This is a genomic window from Bradyrhizobium sp. AZCC 1578 (assembly GCF_036924675.1).
Lineage (GTDB): Bacteria > Pseudomonadota > Alphaproteobacteria > Rhizobiales > Xanthobacteraceae > Bradyrhizobium.
The window spans coordinates 4,562,876-4,578,501 of record NZ_JAZHRZ010000001.1 but is presented as its reverse complement, the minus strand read 5'-3'; the positions used below and the strand labels follow the sequence as shown (position 1 = coordinate 4,578,501).

The window sequence follows — 15,626 nt, the reverse complement described above, 5'->3', positions numbered from 1 at the left end:
GAGCGTCTGCTATACGCATCACCGCCCCTTCATTGGCTGCTATCGGTGACTGAGAGTCTTGTACTCCCGCCACACGACGGGCGGTTAATGTGTCCACCAGCCAACAATTCGATCTGCGAGAGTGGCTGGTACCTCCAATCCTGGTACCAGTTGTTCTTGGTCTCCTGATCGGAGGACACGCATCACGATGCGCCAGCCGCGGCTTTTGAAACCAGCTTCCACGCAGATCAAATAATCGCGGTGAACGCGAAAGGAATAATGATGAAGAAACCCCTGCTTTCAGTTGAAGAGCCAGAACCGAAGAAATCAGTGCGGGCCGACAGGCCTCCGACCGAAGGGTTCGCGACGATTGTCGACGGCCATTTCAAGTCGGAGTTTGACGCGATCGAGGCTGCCGAGGTCGCCGGTCGAAAGCTAAAGACCGCTTATCCGATGCTTCAGGTCGAGATCTACGATGCCGCCATGAGGGTGCGTACATTGTTGAGCTAGCAAAGCTGGCTGTCGCGCCGTTATCGCCTGTGCGAAGAAAAAGCCCTCTACCGGCCGGGGCGCCTCCATCTCAGCAACCGCGGCAGATATTCTTCAGCTTGGCGTTGGTCCTGGCGTCTTCTGCGCTGAAGGGATCTTTGTAGGCGGCTCGCGACGGGTCTTTTTCAGAGACTACGGATTTTTCGATTTTCGGAGGATACGTGGCGTCATAGCACGACAGGCGCGCATTGGCGTTTTCGATCGCGCGGCACTCTGGCGCTGCGGCAAGAGCGCCCGGCGCAAATGCACATAGTGCCAGCACGGCGAGAGTCGTTTTCATCCGAGTTCCTTTCCCGATGGGTCGCAGTTCAAATCAAGCAGGTCGATGCGCGGCGACCGTCGTCACGCAACCTCGTCGGTCCAGACCTTGAAGCCGACCAATGTGTTTGGCCCAAAGGTCTGGGTGATCGGCACGTCGGAAGCGTCGCGCCCCTGCGCAATCAGGATGCGACCGATCCTTGGCACGTTGCTGCGCGGATCGAAAGTACGCCAGTGCCCACCGACATAGGCTTCGAACCAACCGGCGAAATCGCCTGCAGCCCATGGCTTTGGCGTGCCGATGTCGCTGAGATAGCCCGTGCAATAGCGCGCGGGAATGTTCATGCAGCGGCAGAACGCAACGGCAAGATGGGCGTAGTCGCGGCAGACGCCCTTGCCTTCCTGGTAAGCCTCCCACGCCGTCTTGCTGGCGCGAGCATACTCATATCCGAAGGCGATGTGATGATGGACGAAATCGCAGATCGCCTGGACTCGCGCCCAGCCCGGCGGCTTCTTCTCGAACAATTGCCAGGCGATTTCCGAAAGCCGGTCGGTCTCGCAATAACGGCTGCCGAGCAGATAGACCAAAGTGTCCGCGGGCAGATCCTCGATCGCGTGCTGAACGGCGGAAGTAAACACCGGATCTGGCAGACCGCTGTCGCGAACGACGCCGTCGGCCGCAAGACGCACGCGGCCGGCGGGCGCAACCATGCGGCTGCACCAATTGCCAAACATGTCGCGGTAGGGGGTGATCTCAACGACTGGGTCGGTGGTGAGGAAATCCGGCACGATGATGTCGGACGCACGGGTGAAGTGCGTGCCCAGCACCATGATCATCGGCGTCGGCTGCGGGAAATCGTAGATCATTTCGAATCCGACGCGAATCTTCACTCGAAAGCCCTTTCCGGCAGCTGCCTGCTCGAAGTGGCTACGAAGCCAGCGAATACAAGGCGTTGACTGGCTTATTCGACCAAATGCGGCGGGCGCCAAGGAAACCGATATACGCTGAGATTGCCGACCTCACCCGGCTCTCGGGAGAGGCGAGCTGAACAAACAGATGTTCGGCCGCAACAGTCTTGAACGCGTGCCACGCACGCCGGCAGATCCGCGCGAGGAACAGTTCGCGCGGCTGCAGGACCGGATCGACGCATGCGTGTCCCGCAAATTCCTGGCCCGAGAGTTTGAAGGCACTCCTCCCGGCATCATCGTGCGCAGCATAGATTTCCGTTCCTGAAGACGCAGCCGCTCATCGGCCGGCGGGAAGATCATATTGAACCTATCTGCGGGCCGGCGAAAAACAGTTCCGCCTTTTCCCAATCATGTTCTAATGTCCGAGCTATTTTCCGAGGGGACCGATTGCATGAATTTGCCGATGAGCTGGGACGAGTGGGCGCAGCACGATGGCGTGGCGCTGGCTGCGCGTGTCGCGAAGGGCGAGCTGACGGCCAAGGATTTGGCGGCGCAGGCCGCCGCCGCCATCGCCAAGGTCGATCCCCCACTCTCGGCCGTCGTCGAAGTGTTCGAGGATGCGGTCGCAGATCCCGCCACCGACGGTACCAATCTCGGCGGGCCGTTTGCCGGACTTCCGTTCCTGATGAAGGACCTCGGTCCGACGCTGAAGGGCCGGCTGCAGGAGATGGGCTCGCTCTACATGCGCGGCAATCGCGCCACGGCCGATACATTCATGACCAAGAAGATGCGCGGAGCCGGGCTCAATCTGATCGGACGCACCACGACGCCGGAATTCGGCGTCTGCAGCTCGGCCGACAATCCCGCCGTCTATGTCACGCGCAATCCCTGGAATACCGACTACACCACCTGCGGATCGTCGGCCGGCAGCGCTGCGATGGTCGCCGCCGGCGCGGTGCCGATCGCGCACGCGACCGACGGCGGCGGCTCGATCCGGATTCCCGCCGGCGTCAACGGCAATATCGGGCTGAAAGTCTCGCGTGGCGTGTTCTCGCTGTCGCCGCACCTCTCCGATTTGAGCGGGCTGGTCTCGATTCAAGGCTGCCAGTCGCGCACGGTGCGCGATACCGCGGCCTTCGTCGATGCCTGCCGCGGTCCGGCGCCGGGCGAATTCATGCCGTTCTGGAGTCCGCCGGAGCCGTATACGCGGATGATCACACGCGATCCTGCCCGGCTGAAAATCGCGCTGTCGTATCAGTGGGGTGATTATCGCGCGACACCGCATATCGCGGCCGAGCTGCAGAAAGCCGGGCGCTTTCTCGAAGGCCTCGGCCATGATGTCGATTACGCCCTGCCGGATCTGGACTATGGTGAGGCCTTCGCGGCGCAGACCACCTGCTATATCAGCAACTTTTCCGTCGTCATCTCCAACATGCTGGCGGCGCGTGGCCTAGAACAGCCGCCGGAAGATCTGATCGAGCCGATCAACATCCGGATCTGGGAGCGTGGCCGGCACACGTCCTACGCGGACCGAGCGCGCATGCAGGCGGTGTTCAACACGACCTCGCGCGGCTTCGGCGCGTTCTTCGAGGAGTGGGATATTATACTAACGCCGATCACCGCGCTGCCGACGCCGAAGGTCGGCACGACCGAGTATCTCACGATCAGCGACAATCCCGACGTGCTGGACTGGTTCGGCAATCTCTGGCGCAATTTTGCCTTTACGCCGCTCGCCAATCTCTGCGGCATCCCGGCGATCTCGCTGCCGCTTGCCACCCACGAGCACGGTCTGCCGCTCGGCATCCAGGCCATCGCCAAGCAGGCCAATGACGGCTTATTGTTGCAGCTCGCGGCGCAGATCGAGCGCGCGATCGGCGGCAAGTGGAATGCGGGGCAAAGGGCTGGCGTGCATGTGACGAGCGATTGAACGGCGCGCTCGGCACCATCTACATTCGGGATAGCGCCGGAAGTATACGGTAGCGAGCCATTTCTGTCGGAAAGTTGGCGCGGTTGGCGAGCAGGAGCATGCCGATCTTTCGCGCGGGGACCAGCCCCATATAGGCCGATGCGTTGTTGAGACCGCCCGGCTTGTCGACGATGCTCACCCCATCGACGTCGACATTCTCCCAGGCCATCGCCTGTCCGAACATCTCGCTCACACGGAACATCTCGCGCTGCGTGATCTGCAAGGCTTCGCGCAACTGCGGATCGATCGCTCTGCCGTCGACACAAGCAGCAAGGAAGATCGCCAGATCCCTCGCCGACGAGAACATCTGTCCGGTCCCGGCGAAATGGTAATAGCTCTGCTGGTTGCCCGGCGGCCCGATTGGCGTTCCGTCCTCGGAATAGCCCTGGACGGCGCGCTGCATGAACTCCGGACTCATGATGGCGCGATTGTCCGGCCCGCGGTCCGGAAGCAGCGTCGAGTTCATGCCGAGAGGCTTCAGGATGCGGGTTTCGACCAGTTCCTTGATTGGAAGCCCATACCGACGCTCGAGCGCGAGCTGCAACAGCACATAGCCGGCGTGCGTGTAGACGCGCTGCCTGCCCGGCTGCTCGCCCGCATGGGGAGTCCAGGCGTTGAGCATGTCGAGAAAGTCGGCCAACGAGTACGTCTCGTTGGGCCAGGGCGGATGATCCGTTGCCAGCAGCAGGCCGGACGTATGGCTTGCAAGCTCGCCGATCGTGACCCGACGAATATAGTCCCCCCGCAATTCGGTGACGTATTTGTCGATGGGATCGTCCAACCTCAGTTCGCCACGAAGCGTTCCGAGCGCCACCAGCGTAGCTTCAAACACCTTGCGCATGGACGCGATATTGAACAGCGAGTCCGACGTGATTGTCGTTTTCCTGGCTTGATCCGCGAAGCCGTAATTAAAAAACTCCACGCGGCCTGCGATGTAAACTGCGGATGCGGCCCCGCCCGGATGATCAGCCGTCGCTTCGGGGGCGAGGTGGCCTGCCACGAGGTCTCGAACCCGCGATTCCATATCAGGGTCGGCAATGACAACTGGCGCCGAACCGGACAGGCAGGCAAGCAGAAAGGTCAGCCCTGCAGCGCGACACCACCATCTGATCGAAGCCGTTGCCATTTGGAGATGTACCGCGAAATCGCCAGCCGCTGTTGTCAGCCGAGCGATGCGATGATTGATGGAAACAACATGACAGGTCCGCGCGGTAGTGGTGATCCCCGGGTTATGCTCCCAACCGAAACGCGCTGTTCCTGCAATCGCTCCTCAAGGACACGGTCATTTGATGAAGCGCCCTCCGAAGTTTTCAAGGAACGCCACCGTGGACATCGCCCTGCACGCCGCCGTCAACGCACCTGCGTTCGTTGCAGTCAGTCTGGGCGTGCTGCCCGCTTGATGGTGTGGAGTGGGATGACTGATCTTCGAATCGTCATCCCGCTCCATCGCTGCTTTCTCCGGGCAACCCGCCAGCTCTACTTCCACTTCGCCAGATAGAACCGCGGCAGTTCGTCCGGGTATGGCGTGAAATCGAGCTGCTTGGAGTGGCCGTAGGTCGTTACATAGGTGTGCAGCGGCGCCCAGTAGGCCTGCTCGGTGATCTTCTTGATCGCCGCCGAATAGGCCTCCTTGCGCACCTCCGGGTTGATGGATGAACCGCCCTGAAGCAGCCATTTCTGCACATCGGAATCGCGCGCGTAGTCGTCGGCGCCGCCATCGAAGTAGTTCGGCAGAATGGCCGAGACGTCGTTGATCGAATAGCTGCCCCAGCTTCCGAGATACATCCTGAGTTCGCCGGCCTTGGCGCGCTGGATCAGCGCCGCGGTCTGGAGCTGGTTGAGCTTGGCACGGATGCCGACCGCATGCAGATAGTTCTGCACCGAGGAGCCCCATTGCGGCAGCACGTAGCTGGCAAGCTCGACGTCGAATCCATCGGGATAACCGGCCTCGGAGAGAAGCTGCTTGGCCTTGGCCGGATCGTAGGCGTAGGCCACCGCGGCTTCGGCATCGCATCCGAACTGCGACGGGAAGCAGGGCGCAGCCGGAACGCGGCTACCGCCGGTGACGAGCTTGTCGGCAATCGCCTTGCGGTCGATCGCGTGCCAGATCGCCTGACGCACCTTGAGCTTGGTCAGGGGATTGTCGGCGCCGGTGCGGCCGCCCGCATCCATCGAGAGAAAGCCGATCCGCATCGATTCCTTGCGCACCGCCTGCAGATGCGGCATCCGGTTCACGGGCTCGAGTTGGTCCGGGTTCATGTTCCAGATCCAGTCGGCGCGGCCGGCGAGCAATTCGGTCATCTCGGTGCCGGCATCCGGCACGAAGCGCACACTCATCTTCTTGATCGCAGGCTTCCCCTTGGGACTGCCGGCCCAGTAGTCCTCGAAGCGCTCGAAGTCGATGGAGACGCCGGGCTCGACCTTCGTCACCTTGTAGGGACCCGCGCCAACCGGCGCCTTGGCGTAACCTTCTGCGCCGACCTTCTCGCGATAGGCCTTGGGATAGATCGGCAGCACCAGCGCGAAATATTCCAGCGCCGCCGGGTTCGGCCGCTTCAGCTTGACGCGCACCGAAAGGTCGCCGGTCTTCTCCGCCTTGTCGATCCAGTTGTAATTCGACGGGGTCGAGACGCGGCTCGCCGGATCGGCGACGATATTGATGGTGTAAACGACGTCGTCGGCCGTGAACGGGCTGCCGTCATGAAACTTGACGCCGGGCCTTAAGCTGAACTCGATCGTGGTCGGATCCGGCAGCTTCCATTCGGTTGCGAGCAGCGGCTCCAGCTTGAACGTATCGGGATTGCGGTAGACCAGCGCATCCCAGCCCTGGTGGTGCATCACCACGCCGGTGCGCAAATTGTTGTAGAAGGGATCGATGTTGGGCAGCGCGTCGCGCATCACGATCCGCAGCGTGTCGGCGGATTTCTGCGCGGAAGCGGGCAACGCACCGGCTCCCGATAGAACCACGGCCAGAATGGCCGCGCCGAGCTTGTTTTGCATACGCATATTGCCCTCCATCATTCGCGTTTACAGGCGGCGTGAAGCACGCCCTATGCCAGATGACACTCTACCATTCCCTGGGGCGGGCGGACCATGGGCATTGGCGCCTCATGGCGGCAGCGCTCGACCGCGATGCGGCAGCGCGGGTTGAACCGGCAGCCCGGCGGAATATTGGACGGATCCGGCATGGCGTCGCCGAGACCAATGTCCGGCACGCCCTTGCCCGGCTCCGGCGTCAGCACGCTTTCCAGGAGCGCCTGGGTGTAGGGGTGGCGGGGCTTGCGAAACAGCGCGTCGGTTTCGTTCCGCTCGACGAAACGGCCGAGATACATCACCGCGACTTCGCTCGCGACATGCTCGACGACGGCGAGATTGTGGCTGATGAAAAGGTAAGTGAGCCCGAGGTCGCGGCGCAGGTCGGCCAGGAGATTGAGGATCTGCGCCTGCACCGAGACGTCGAGCGCGCTGGTCGGCTCGTCGCATATCACGATCCGCGGCTCCAGCACCAATGCGCGGGCAATCGCCGCGCGCTGGCGTTGCCCACCGGAGAGTTGCGCCGGCATGCGTTCGCCCATCGCGGCCGACAGGCCAACGCGCTCGAGAATGCCGCCGACCCGGCGCTCGATCTCGCCGCGCGAGAAAGTGCCCTGGGCTGCAAGCGGCAGCGCGACGATATCCTTGATGCGCCGGCGCGGATTGAGCGAGGCGAACGGATCCTGGAACACCGGCTGGATCAATCGCGCCCGCGCCTTGCGGTCGAGGTCGAACAGGCGCTTGCCATCGACCAGCACGGTTCCCGCCGTCGGCTTGAGCAGCCCGAGGATCAGGCGGGCCAGCGTGGACTTGCCGCATCCGGACTCGCCGACGATGCCGAGCACGCTACCGGCCGGCACGCTGAACGTGACATCGTCGACCGCGACCACGCGCTTTTCCGCCGACATCAGTCCGGTGTGGACGCGGAATTCGCACCGCAGGTTCTCGACCTCGATCGCGGCGGTCATGCGGGTTGTAGCTCCGCCCAGTCCGGCTCGAGCCGGCAAAGATAATCGTGCGCCTCGCCCGCCCGACGCCGCGGTATCGCGCGTGTACACGTTTCATTGGCGTGGGCGCAGCGCGAGCGAAAGGCGCAGCCGGCAAAGCCGGGCCCGATCGCCGGCACGACGCCGGGAATCGAGCCGAGCGGCCGGTCGCGCTGCACGCGGCTGGGCACCGGCACACAGGACAGAAGACCGCGGGTGTAAGGGTGTTGCGGCGCGCGGAACAGTTCCGCGGTCGGCGCGCGCTCGACCACCTCGCCGGCATACATCACCGACACGTGGTCGGCGACGCGCGCGACGATGCCGAGGTCATGGGTGATCAGCAGGATCGAGAGGCCGAGTTCGCGCTTGAGATTGGCGAGCAGCCGCAGGATCTGCGCCTGCACGGTGACGTCGAGCGCGGTGGTCGGCTCGTCGGCGATCAACAGTTCCGGATCGCACATCAGCGCCATCGCGATCATCACGCGCTGGCGCAGGCCGCCGGAGAGCTGGTGCGGAAACTGGCCGAGCCGCATGCCAGGTGCGGTGATGCCGACGCGGCCCATCAATTCGGCGGCGCGGTCGAGGGCCGCCGCGCGCGAGCCGCCCTTGTGGCGCGTCATCACCTCCGCCATCTGCGAACCGATGGTGAAGGCCGGATTGAGGCTGGTCATCGGCTCCTGAAAGATCATCGCCATGCGGTTGCCGCGCAGGCGCGCCATCTCGCGGTCCGACAGCGATGTGAGGTCGGTACCGGCAAAACGCATCCGTTTCGCCGAACGCTGGCCGCCGCGGGCGAGCAGGCTCATCACCGCCAGCGCGGTCACCGACTTGCCGCAGCCGGACTCGCCGACCAGGCAATGAGTCTCGCCCCTCTCGACCCGGAACGAGGCGCCGCGCACCGCCGCGGTGCGGCCGAACGTTACCTGAAGCTCCTCCACGTCCAAGAGCGCACTCATCGCAGCCGCTCCGCGCCGAGCAGATTGCGCAGTCCGTCGCCGACCAGATTGATGCCGAGCACCAAAACTGCCAGGGCTACGCCGGGGATCATGATCACCCAGGGCGAAAAGAACATGTAGTCCTTGCCCTCGGCGATCATCAGCCCCCAGGACGGCAGCGGCGGCGGCACGCCCAATCCCAGGAATGACAGGGCAGCCTCGAGCAGGATGGCCAGCGCCATCTCCAGCGTTGCCACCACGGCAAGATGGCTCGCGATGTTCGGCAGTATCTCCTTGATCAGGATGTGCGGCATCGAGGCGCCGGCGCACCAGGCCGCGCTGACGTAGTCGTGGTTGCGAACCTGCATGGTGGTCGCGCGCGCGACGACCGCGAAGCGGTCCCATAACAACAGCCCGAGCGTGGCGACGACGAGCCCGAGGCCCGATCCCATCAGCCCGACCACCGCAAGCGCGACCAGCACGACAGGGATCGACAATCGCGTCGTGATGGCGAACAGCACGAAATCGTCGACGCGGCCGCCGAAGAAGCCGCCGAGCACGCCGAGCGTGATGCCGATCAACCCCGACGTGATCACCGTCATGATGCCGATCAGGAGCGAAATGCGCGCGCCATAGACCAGCCGCGCGAGATAATCCCGGCCGAGTTGATCGGTGCCGAGCCAGTGGCCCGGCTGGGTGCCCTCCATCCAGAACGGCGGCTTGAGGCGATTGCCGAGGTCCTGGGTGAACGGATCCTGCGGCACCAGCGCGTTGCCGACGAGCGCCGCCGCGACGACGATCGCGACGATGGCAATCCCGATCGCAAAGCCGGCGGCGCCGATGCGCGAGCTACCTATGCTCGAAGGCTGCGGCGCCTGAATGGCAATCGGCTCGCTCATCCGGTCCTCAGCCTCGGATCAAGCAGCGCATTGAGGATGTCGGCCAGGAGCGTGAGGCCGATATAGAACACGGCCAGCACCAGCACCACCGCCTGCACGACAGGGAAATCGTTCTTGGCGATGCTCTCCCAGCCGAGATAGCCGACGCCATGCAGCGCGAACACCGTTTCGATGACGATCGAGCCGCCCAGCATGAAGCCGAGCTGGACCGCCGCGATCGACACCACGGGAATGGCGGCGTTGCGCAGCGCGTGCTTGAAGATGATGCGCGCCCGCGACAGGCCTTTTGCGCGCGCGGTGCGGATGTAATCGGAGGCCATCGCCTCGATCATGCCGGAGCGCGTCAGCCGCGTCAGCGCCGGGATCGCGGTGAAGGCAAGCACGATGCCGGGCATCACGAAATGCTGCCAGGTGCCGGTGCCGGATATGGGCAGGATGCCGAGCTGCAGGCCGAGCACGATCATCAGAATCAGCGCCAGCCAGAAGCTCGGCACTGCCTGCCCGACCATCGTGAACAGGGTGACGCCGCGGTCGATCCAGGTGTTTTCGCGGAGCGCCGCCAGGATGCCGAGCGGCAGCGAGATCAGCAAGGCGAGGCTTAAGCCCACCAGGCCGAGCGTCAGCGTGATCGGCAGGCGCTTCTGGATCAGGTTCGCCACACTGTCTTTGAAGAAATAGCTCTGGCCGAAATCACCGACCATGGCGCGGCCGGTCCAGGCAAAGAACTGGACATAGAGCGGGCGGTCGAGGCCGTAGGCCTTGCGCACGATTTCGACGTCGGCCTGCGTCGCCTGCGGGCCCGCGATCGAAACCGCAAGGTCGCCGGACAGCCGCGTCAGCAGGAATGCAAGCGTCATGACGGTCAGCGCGACCAGCACACCGAGAGCAAGACGCCGGGCAATCAGACGCAACATCAACAAACTCCAGCGCCGACCGGCGCGCAGGCGCATTCCTCGGGTCGGCGAAGCAAGGGCAAGTGTCACCAAACTGTCGTCCCATGCAAGGGACGATTGCAACGATTTCCCAACGCGACGCCTGCCTGTTGCGACGATGCAATGTGTGTGCCATTGCAGGCTGCAATCATGCGACAAGCACCCGGTCCGGTGCAACTTTTGCGGTCAAAAGAGTCCGAACGAGTCCAGTTTGGGCGCCGGGTCCGCGATCTCAGTCTCGAATGTAGCGGCTCGGCGCGAACGGCGTCACGTCGTAAGGCGTGGGCGCGCCGGCAATCATGGCGGCAATGGCGGCGCCGGTTGCGGGACCGGTCGTGAAGCCGATGTGCTGGTTGCCGAACGCAAGCCAAAGCCCGGCATGCCGGGGCGCTGGTCCGATCATCGGCAGGCTGTCGGGCAGTGTCGGCCGTGAGCCGCGCCATGCATCGCCGACAGCGTCGCCAAATTCGACCACGCCGCGCGCGAGCGGAATCGCCTGATTGAGCTGCGCGAACGAGGACGGCGCATCGCGATCGGTCAGTTCGACGCCCGAGGTGACGCGGATACCCTGCTCCATCGGCGTCATGATAAAACCGCCGTCGATGTCATAGATCGGACGCCGCAAGGAACGCGCCGGGTTCGGCTTGAATTCGCGGTGGTAGCCGCGCTCAAAGGCGAGCGGCACGCGATAGCCGAGCGGCCGCAACATATCGGCAGACCAGGGTCCCAGCGCGGCCACCACATGCCGCGCCGAAATCTCGCCATCGGCCAGCACCACGCGCCAGCCATTGCCGTCGGGTAGGATCGCCTTGATGTCCGCCTGCCTCACCTGGCCGCCGGCGTTCGCGAACATCCGTGCATAGGCCTTGACCACCTCGCCTGGCGAGTCGACCGAGGCGGTCTGGGTGTGCAGCAGGCCCGCTTTATAAACGGGCACAATATCCGGCTCGAGCGCGGAGATGGCCTGGCGGTTGAGCCATTCGCTGGCGATGCCGTATTCAGCCAACTTGGCCTGCTCCTGCTTCGCCGCGAGAACCGCATCGCTGCGCCACGCCCTGAGCCAGCCGGTCTCGCGAATGCGATGTCCCGCTCCCGCTTGCACGATCCATTCCCGATGCAGTTTCGCCGATGCACCGATCAAGCCATGCAGCGCGGTCGCGCGCGGCCGAAGTCGCGACGCGGCCGAATTGGCCAAGAAGCGCGCGACCCAGCCCGCGTTCTTCACCGCCCAAAGCGGATTCCAACGCAATGCCGCATGGCGGTTGGTCAGGTATTTCGGCAGCGACTTCCACAGCGATGGATTATTGAGCGGCGTAATCGAGCCGCTGCTGATGATGCCGGCATTGCCGTAGGAGGTTTCGCTGCCCGGCTCGCGCCGATCGACGAGTACGACCGGCATCCCGCGCTGCCGCGCGGCAAACGCCGTCGATACCCCGACGATGCCCGCGCCGAGCACCACGACATCCGCTTTATCTTCCGGCATCGACTTTCCAAACACCTTCCCAAGGGGATCTTACAAAGGAGACTTCGCATCATGGTCGGACCACCGCCGACCGGCAACAGCGGAAAGTTCCCTTCCCAACAAATCATCACCAAAACGCCGCATGTGAGTCCGCAACCTTTCTGACGCCCGTGGCTTCTTGCCCCGCGACGTTCGTCGCATTCCAGCCAACCTTCATAGGAGTTGACTATATGGCTGCACTACTCGGAAACCTGCTTGGTACCGTCGATGGCCTGCTTGGAACCGCCACCGGTGTACTTGGCGGCGCAAGCGCCAGCGGTAGCGCTTCTGCCAGCGCCAGCGGCACGGCGGACCTGTCGAACGTGCTCGATCTCGGCGCAGTAGTTGAGACGAACCCGAGCATCGACCTCTCGGCAGGGCTCAACGGTGTCGACGCCTCGGTTTCCGCACCGACCTTGATCGGCGCCAGCGCCGATGTCGGCCATCTCGATGTCGGTGGCCTGCTCCACGGCCTCGCCTAACTCCAGTTGAGTTCGGACATTTCAAAACCGCGTGGCGTGGGGAGCGCATCCCCACGCCACGTCTCGATTGCCTCACTGCACGAGTGGATCGCGCAGCATCGTGTCAACTCGCTTAAGGTGATTGCCGAATGCCTACGGGCATGCTGACCGCCCTTGACGACTCCGTCGCCCCGGCGCGACGGATCGATGACGTTCGCCAGGCGCTGGTCGCGCTATGGCCGCAATTCCTCTGGGCCGGGCTGTTCTCCAGCGCCATCAACCTGCTCTATCTGAGTTCGCCGCTCTATTTGATGCAGGTCTATAACCGCGTTCTGCTCAACGAGAACGTCTCCACGCTCGTCCTCCTCACCCTGATCCTGGCGATCGCTCTGCTCACCATGGCGGCGCTGGATGCGGTGCGCTCGTACATCCTGATCCGCTGCGGCATCCGCCTCGACATGGAATTATCGGCACGCGTGTTCGAGGCGCTGGTGGTGCGCTCGGCGCAGCGCGGCGCATCGCGCGGCGCGCAGCAATTGCGCAATCTCGATCAGTTCCGCACCTTCGTGACCGGCCCCGGCATCTATTTCGCGTTCGACCTGCCGTGGATTCCGATCTATCTGATGCTGCTGTTCTTCATCCATCCGCTGCTGGGCATCGTCGCGACCATTGGCGCGGTTCTCCTGCTTGGCCTCGCCGGTCTCAACGAGGTGATGACCCGCGAGCCGATGAAGGAAGCCGAAGCCGCAGGCAACCAGTCCTATGTGTTCACCGAAAACATCCTGCGCCACGCCGACGTGATCCGCGCGATGGGCATGCAGCCGGCAGTGGAGCGCAACTGGCAGAGCCAACGCTCGTCGATGCTGGTGCAGCAGGCGCTTGCCAGCGACAAGAACGCGGTGATGACCTCTTCCATCCGCTTCTTCCGCCTGCTGTTGCAATCGCTGATGCTCGGCACCGGCGCCTGGCTCGCCATCGACCACGCCATCACGCCGGCGACAATCTTCGCCGCCAGCATCGTGATGGGCCGGGCGCTGGTCCCGGTGGAACAGGCGGTCGGCACCTGGAAGCAGTTCATCGGCGCCCGCGAGGCCTATGCGGAAGTGCGCGAGCTGCTCGGCGAGATCGACCTGACGCCGCCGCACACCATCGTGCCGCGGGCGCGCAACACCATCGAGGTCCGCGAACTGCGCTGCCTGCTGCCGACGCGCAAGGAGCCCGTCATCAGGGACCTGACCTTCGAGCTTGGCGGCGGCCAGGCGCTCGGCATCGTCGGCCCGAGCGGCTCCGGCAAGAGCACGCTGGCCCGCCTTCTGGTGGGCGCCATCCTACCTGCCGATGGACGGTTGCGGTTCGGCGGGCTCGACTACAGCCATTGGGACCCGCTCGAATTCGGCCGCCATGTCGGCTATTTGCCGCAGGACGTCGGCCTGTTCGCCGGCACCGTGCGCGAGAACATTGCCCGTTTCGGCGATGCTTCGACGGACGAGATCATCGACGCCGCCAAGCGCGCCGGCATTCACGAGATGGTGCTCGACCTGCCGAAGCAGTACGACACCCGACTGGGTCCCGGCGGCGTCGGCCTGTCCGGCGGCCAGCGCCAACGTCTGGCGCTGGCGCGGGCACTGCTCGGCCGCCCGCCGCTGCTCGTGCTCGACGAACCCAACGCCAATCTCGACGCTCCCGGCGAAGAGGCGCTGAAGGTGGCGCTGCTGCAGGCCAAGAGCGAGGGTGCCACCATCATCGTGATCACTCACCGCACCACCATCCTCGACATCGTCGACGTCATGATGGTGTTGCGCGGCGGCATGCTCGACATGCTGGGTCCGCCGGGCGAGGTCTACCACGCGCTCCAGCAGGCCGCCGCGGGGCGCGCGTCATGACGGCGATCGACGGCTTTACCCCGATGCGCGACCGTGCGCGCTACGCACGTCCCTCGCGGCCGGCGCTGCTGGGTGCCGGCGTGGTGGCGGCGTTCCTTGCCGCGATGACGATGTGGGGAACGCTCGCGCCGATCTCCGGCGCAGCGATCGCAAGCGGCAACCTCCAGGTCGAGGGGCGGCGGCAGAGCGTGCAGCACCCCTATGGCGGCGTCGTGCGCCAGCTCACCGTGCGCGACGGCGCGCGCGTCGAAAAAGGTCAGCTCCTGATCCGGCTCGACGACAGCGACCCGCGCGCCAAGCTCGACGTGCTCATGGCCGATCGTGACGCTGCGCTCGCCGCGCGCGCACGGCTGGTCGCCGAGCGCGACCGAAAAGATGCGCCGGAGTTCGACGAACATCTCCGCGCGCGCAGCGAACTATCCGCGGCGCGCCAGGCCATGGCCAACGAGACCGCGATGATGGCGGCGCGAAAGCACCAGTTCGCCGCCGAGACAGCGGTGCTGCGCGGCAAGACCAAGGAGCTCGAAGCGCAGATCGCGGGCACGCAGGCGCAGCTTGCCGGCACCGAGAAACAGCGGGAACTGCTGACCGACGAGATGAACGGCGCGCAGCATCTGTTCGCGCAGGGCTATACGCCAAAGACCCGCATCCTTGCTTTGCAGCGCGAGGACGCCCGGCTGAAGGCCGATATCGGCGCGCAGCAGGCCAGCATCGCCGGCATGCAGCAGCAGATCGCGCAGAACGACCTCGAGATCGCCAGGGTGGAACGCGCACGGATGAGCGAGATCACTGACCAGTTGCGCGGATGCGAAAACAAGCTCGCGGAACTGACGCCCAAGATCGACGCCGCCACGGACGTGTTGGTCCGCACGCGGATCACGGCGCCGGCGACCGGCTCGGTGGTCGGCCTCGACGTCTTTACCGAGGGCGGCGTGATCCAGCCCGGCGCGCGGCTGATGGACATCGTGCCCACCGACAATCCGCTGATCGCCGCCGCAAAGCTGAAGCTCTCCGATATCAACGACGTCGCCGTCGGCCACCGTGCCGAAGTGCAGCTCACCGGCGTCAACTATATCGAGCGTCCCCGGCTCTACGGCACCGTGCACACGGTTTCCGCCGACCGCCTGACCGACGACAAATCCGGGCAAGGCTATTACGCCGTCGAGGTCGCGCTCGATCCCGACGACGTCAAGAAGTCGCGCATCGATCTGCAGGCCGGCATGCCGGCCGAGGTGATCGTGCCGACGCGTCCGCGCACCCTGTTCGAATATCTGCTCGGTCCGCTGCGCGACGAGATCACCCGCGCGTTCCGCGAGCGCTGAGGAGGAGATGGCC

General features: G+C 64.4%; 15 protein-coding genes. 6 read left to right on the top strand and 9 right to left on the bottom strand.

Annotated features, from left to right (window positions below):
* Positions 1-258: 258 nt before the first annotated feature.
* Positions 259-489 (top strand): hypothetical protein, encoded by a 231-nt coding sequence (locus V1290_RS21860; RefSeq protein WP_334366321.1) that lies wholly within the window; start codon positions 259-261, stop codon positions 487-489.
* Between the two features lie 70 nt (positions 490-559).
* Here V1290_RS21860 and V1290_RS21855 read toward each other — a convergent pair whose 3' ends face one another.
* Entirely contained in the window at positions 560-808 is a 249-nt protein-coding gene (locus V1290_RS21855) for a type VI secretion system-associated protein TagO (protein ID WP_334366320.1), read from the bottom strand.
* Positions 809-870: 62 nt separating this feature from the next.
* On the bottom strand, positions 871-1,677 hold the full coding sequence (locus V1290_RS21850) for a transglutaminase-like domain-containing protein (RefSeq protein WP_334366319.1): 807 nt from the start codon (positions 1,675-1,677) through the stop codon (positions 871-873).
* A gap of 166 nt (positions 1,678-1,843) precedes the next feature.
* On the opposite strand from V1290_RS21850, the gene V1290_RS21845 reads away from it, so the two are divergent.
* Positions 1,844-2,020 (top strand): hypothetical protein, encoded by a 177-nt coding sequence (locus V1290_RS21845; protein ID WP_334366318.1) that lies wholly within the window; start codon positions 1,844-1,846, stop codon positions 2,018-2,020.
* A 126-nt stretch (positions 2,021-2,146) separates the two neighbouring features.
* Positions 2,147-3,622, top strand: a complete 1,476-nt coding sequence (locus tag V1290_RS21840) for an amidase (RefSeq protein ID WP_334366317.1) — start codon at positions 2,147-2,149, stop codon at positions 3,620-3,622.
* Between the two features lie 19 nt (positions 3,623-3,641).
* On the opposite strand, the gene V1290_RS21835 is transcribed toward V1290_RS21840, so the two are convergent.
* From V1290_RS21835 to V1290_RS21805, 7 genes are all read right to left on the bottom strand, one after another.
* Positions 3,642-4,661: a serine hydrolase gene (locus V1290_RS21835; RefSeq protein ID WP_334366316.1), complete on the bottom strand. Its 1,020-nt coding sequence runs from the start codon at positions 4,659-4,661 to the stop codon at positions 3,642-3,644.
* 476 nt (positions 4,662-5,137) lie between these two features.
* The gene (locus tag V1290_RS21830; protein WP_334366315.1) at positions 5,138-6,667 is read right to left on the bottom strand and encodes an ABC transporter substrate-binding protein; all 1,530 of its coding nucleotides are present in this window, start codon (positions 6,665-6,667) and stop codon (positions 5,138-5,140) included.
* A 44-nt stretch (positions 6,668-6,711) separates the two neighbouring features.
* The gene (locus V1290_RS21825; RefSeq protein ID WP_334366314.1) at positions 6,712-7,662 is read right to left on the bottom strand and encodes an ABC transporter ATP-binding protein; all 951 of its coding nucleotides are present in this window, start codon (positions 7,660-7,662) and stop codon (positions 6,712-6,714) included.
* Positions 7,659-8,636 (bottom strand): ABC transporter ATP-binding protein, encoded by a 978-nt coding sequence (locus tag V1290_RS21820; protein WP_334366313.1) that lies wholly within the window; start codon positions 8,634-8,636, stop codon positions 7,659-7,661. The genes V1290_RS21825 and V1290_RS21820 overlap by 4 nt, the downstream gene beginning before the upstream one ends.
* Complete coding sequence (locus V1290_RS21815) at positions 8,633-9,514, bottom strand: ABC transporter permease (RefSeq protein ID WP_334366312.1); 882 nt, start codon at positions 9,512-9,514, stop codon at positions 8,633-8,635. Before V1290_RS21815 ends, V1290_RS21820 begins: the two co-directional genes overlap by 4 nt.
* Positions 9,511-10,428, bottom strand: a complete 918-nt coding sequence (locus V1290_RS21810; RefSeq protein ID WP_028347963.1) for an ABC transporter permease — start codon at positions 10,426-10,428, stop codon at positions 9,511-9,513. The genes V1290_RS21815 and V1290_RS21810 overlap by 4 nt, the downstream gene beginning before the upstream one ends.
* A gap of 250 nt (positions 10,429-10,678) precedes the next feature.
* A complete protein-coding gene (locus V1290_RS21805; protein ID WP_334366311.1) occupies positions 10,679-11,929 on the bottom strand; it encodes an NAD(P)/FAD-dependent oxidoreductase in 1,251 nt (416 codons plus the stop codon).
* A gap of 209 nt (positions 11,930-12,138) precedes the next feature.
* On the opposite strand from V1290_RS21805, the gene V1290_RS21800 reads away from it, so the two are divergent.
* The 3 genes from V1290_RS21800 (at position 12,139) to V1290_RS21790 (ending at position 15,613) form a co-directional block, all read left to right on the top strand.
* Positions 12,139-12,429, top strand: coding sequence for a hypothetical protein (locus V1290_RS21800; RefSeq protein WP_334366310.1), 291 nt, complete (start codon positions 12,139-12,141; stop codon positions 12,427-12,429).
* 128 nt (positions 12,430-12,557) lie between these two features.
* Positions 12,558-14,291 carry a type I secretion system permease/ATPase gene (locus V1290_RS21795; RefSeq protein ID WP_334366309.1) on the top strand — a complete coding sequence of 578 codons (1,734 nt, stop codon included), beginning with the start codon at positions 12,558-12,560 and terminating at the stop codon, positions 14,289-14,291.
* The gene (locus V1290_RS21790) at positions 14,288-15,613 is read left to right on the top strand and encodes an HlyD family type I secretion periplasmic adaptor subunit (protein WP_334366308.1); all 1,326 of its coding nucleotides are present in this window, start codon (positions 14,288-14,290) and stop codon (positions 15,611-15,613) included. Before V1290_RS21795 ends, V1290_RS21790 begins: the two co-directional genes overlap by 4 nt.
* Positions 15,614-15,626: the final 13 nt, after the last annotated feature.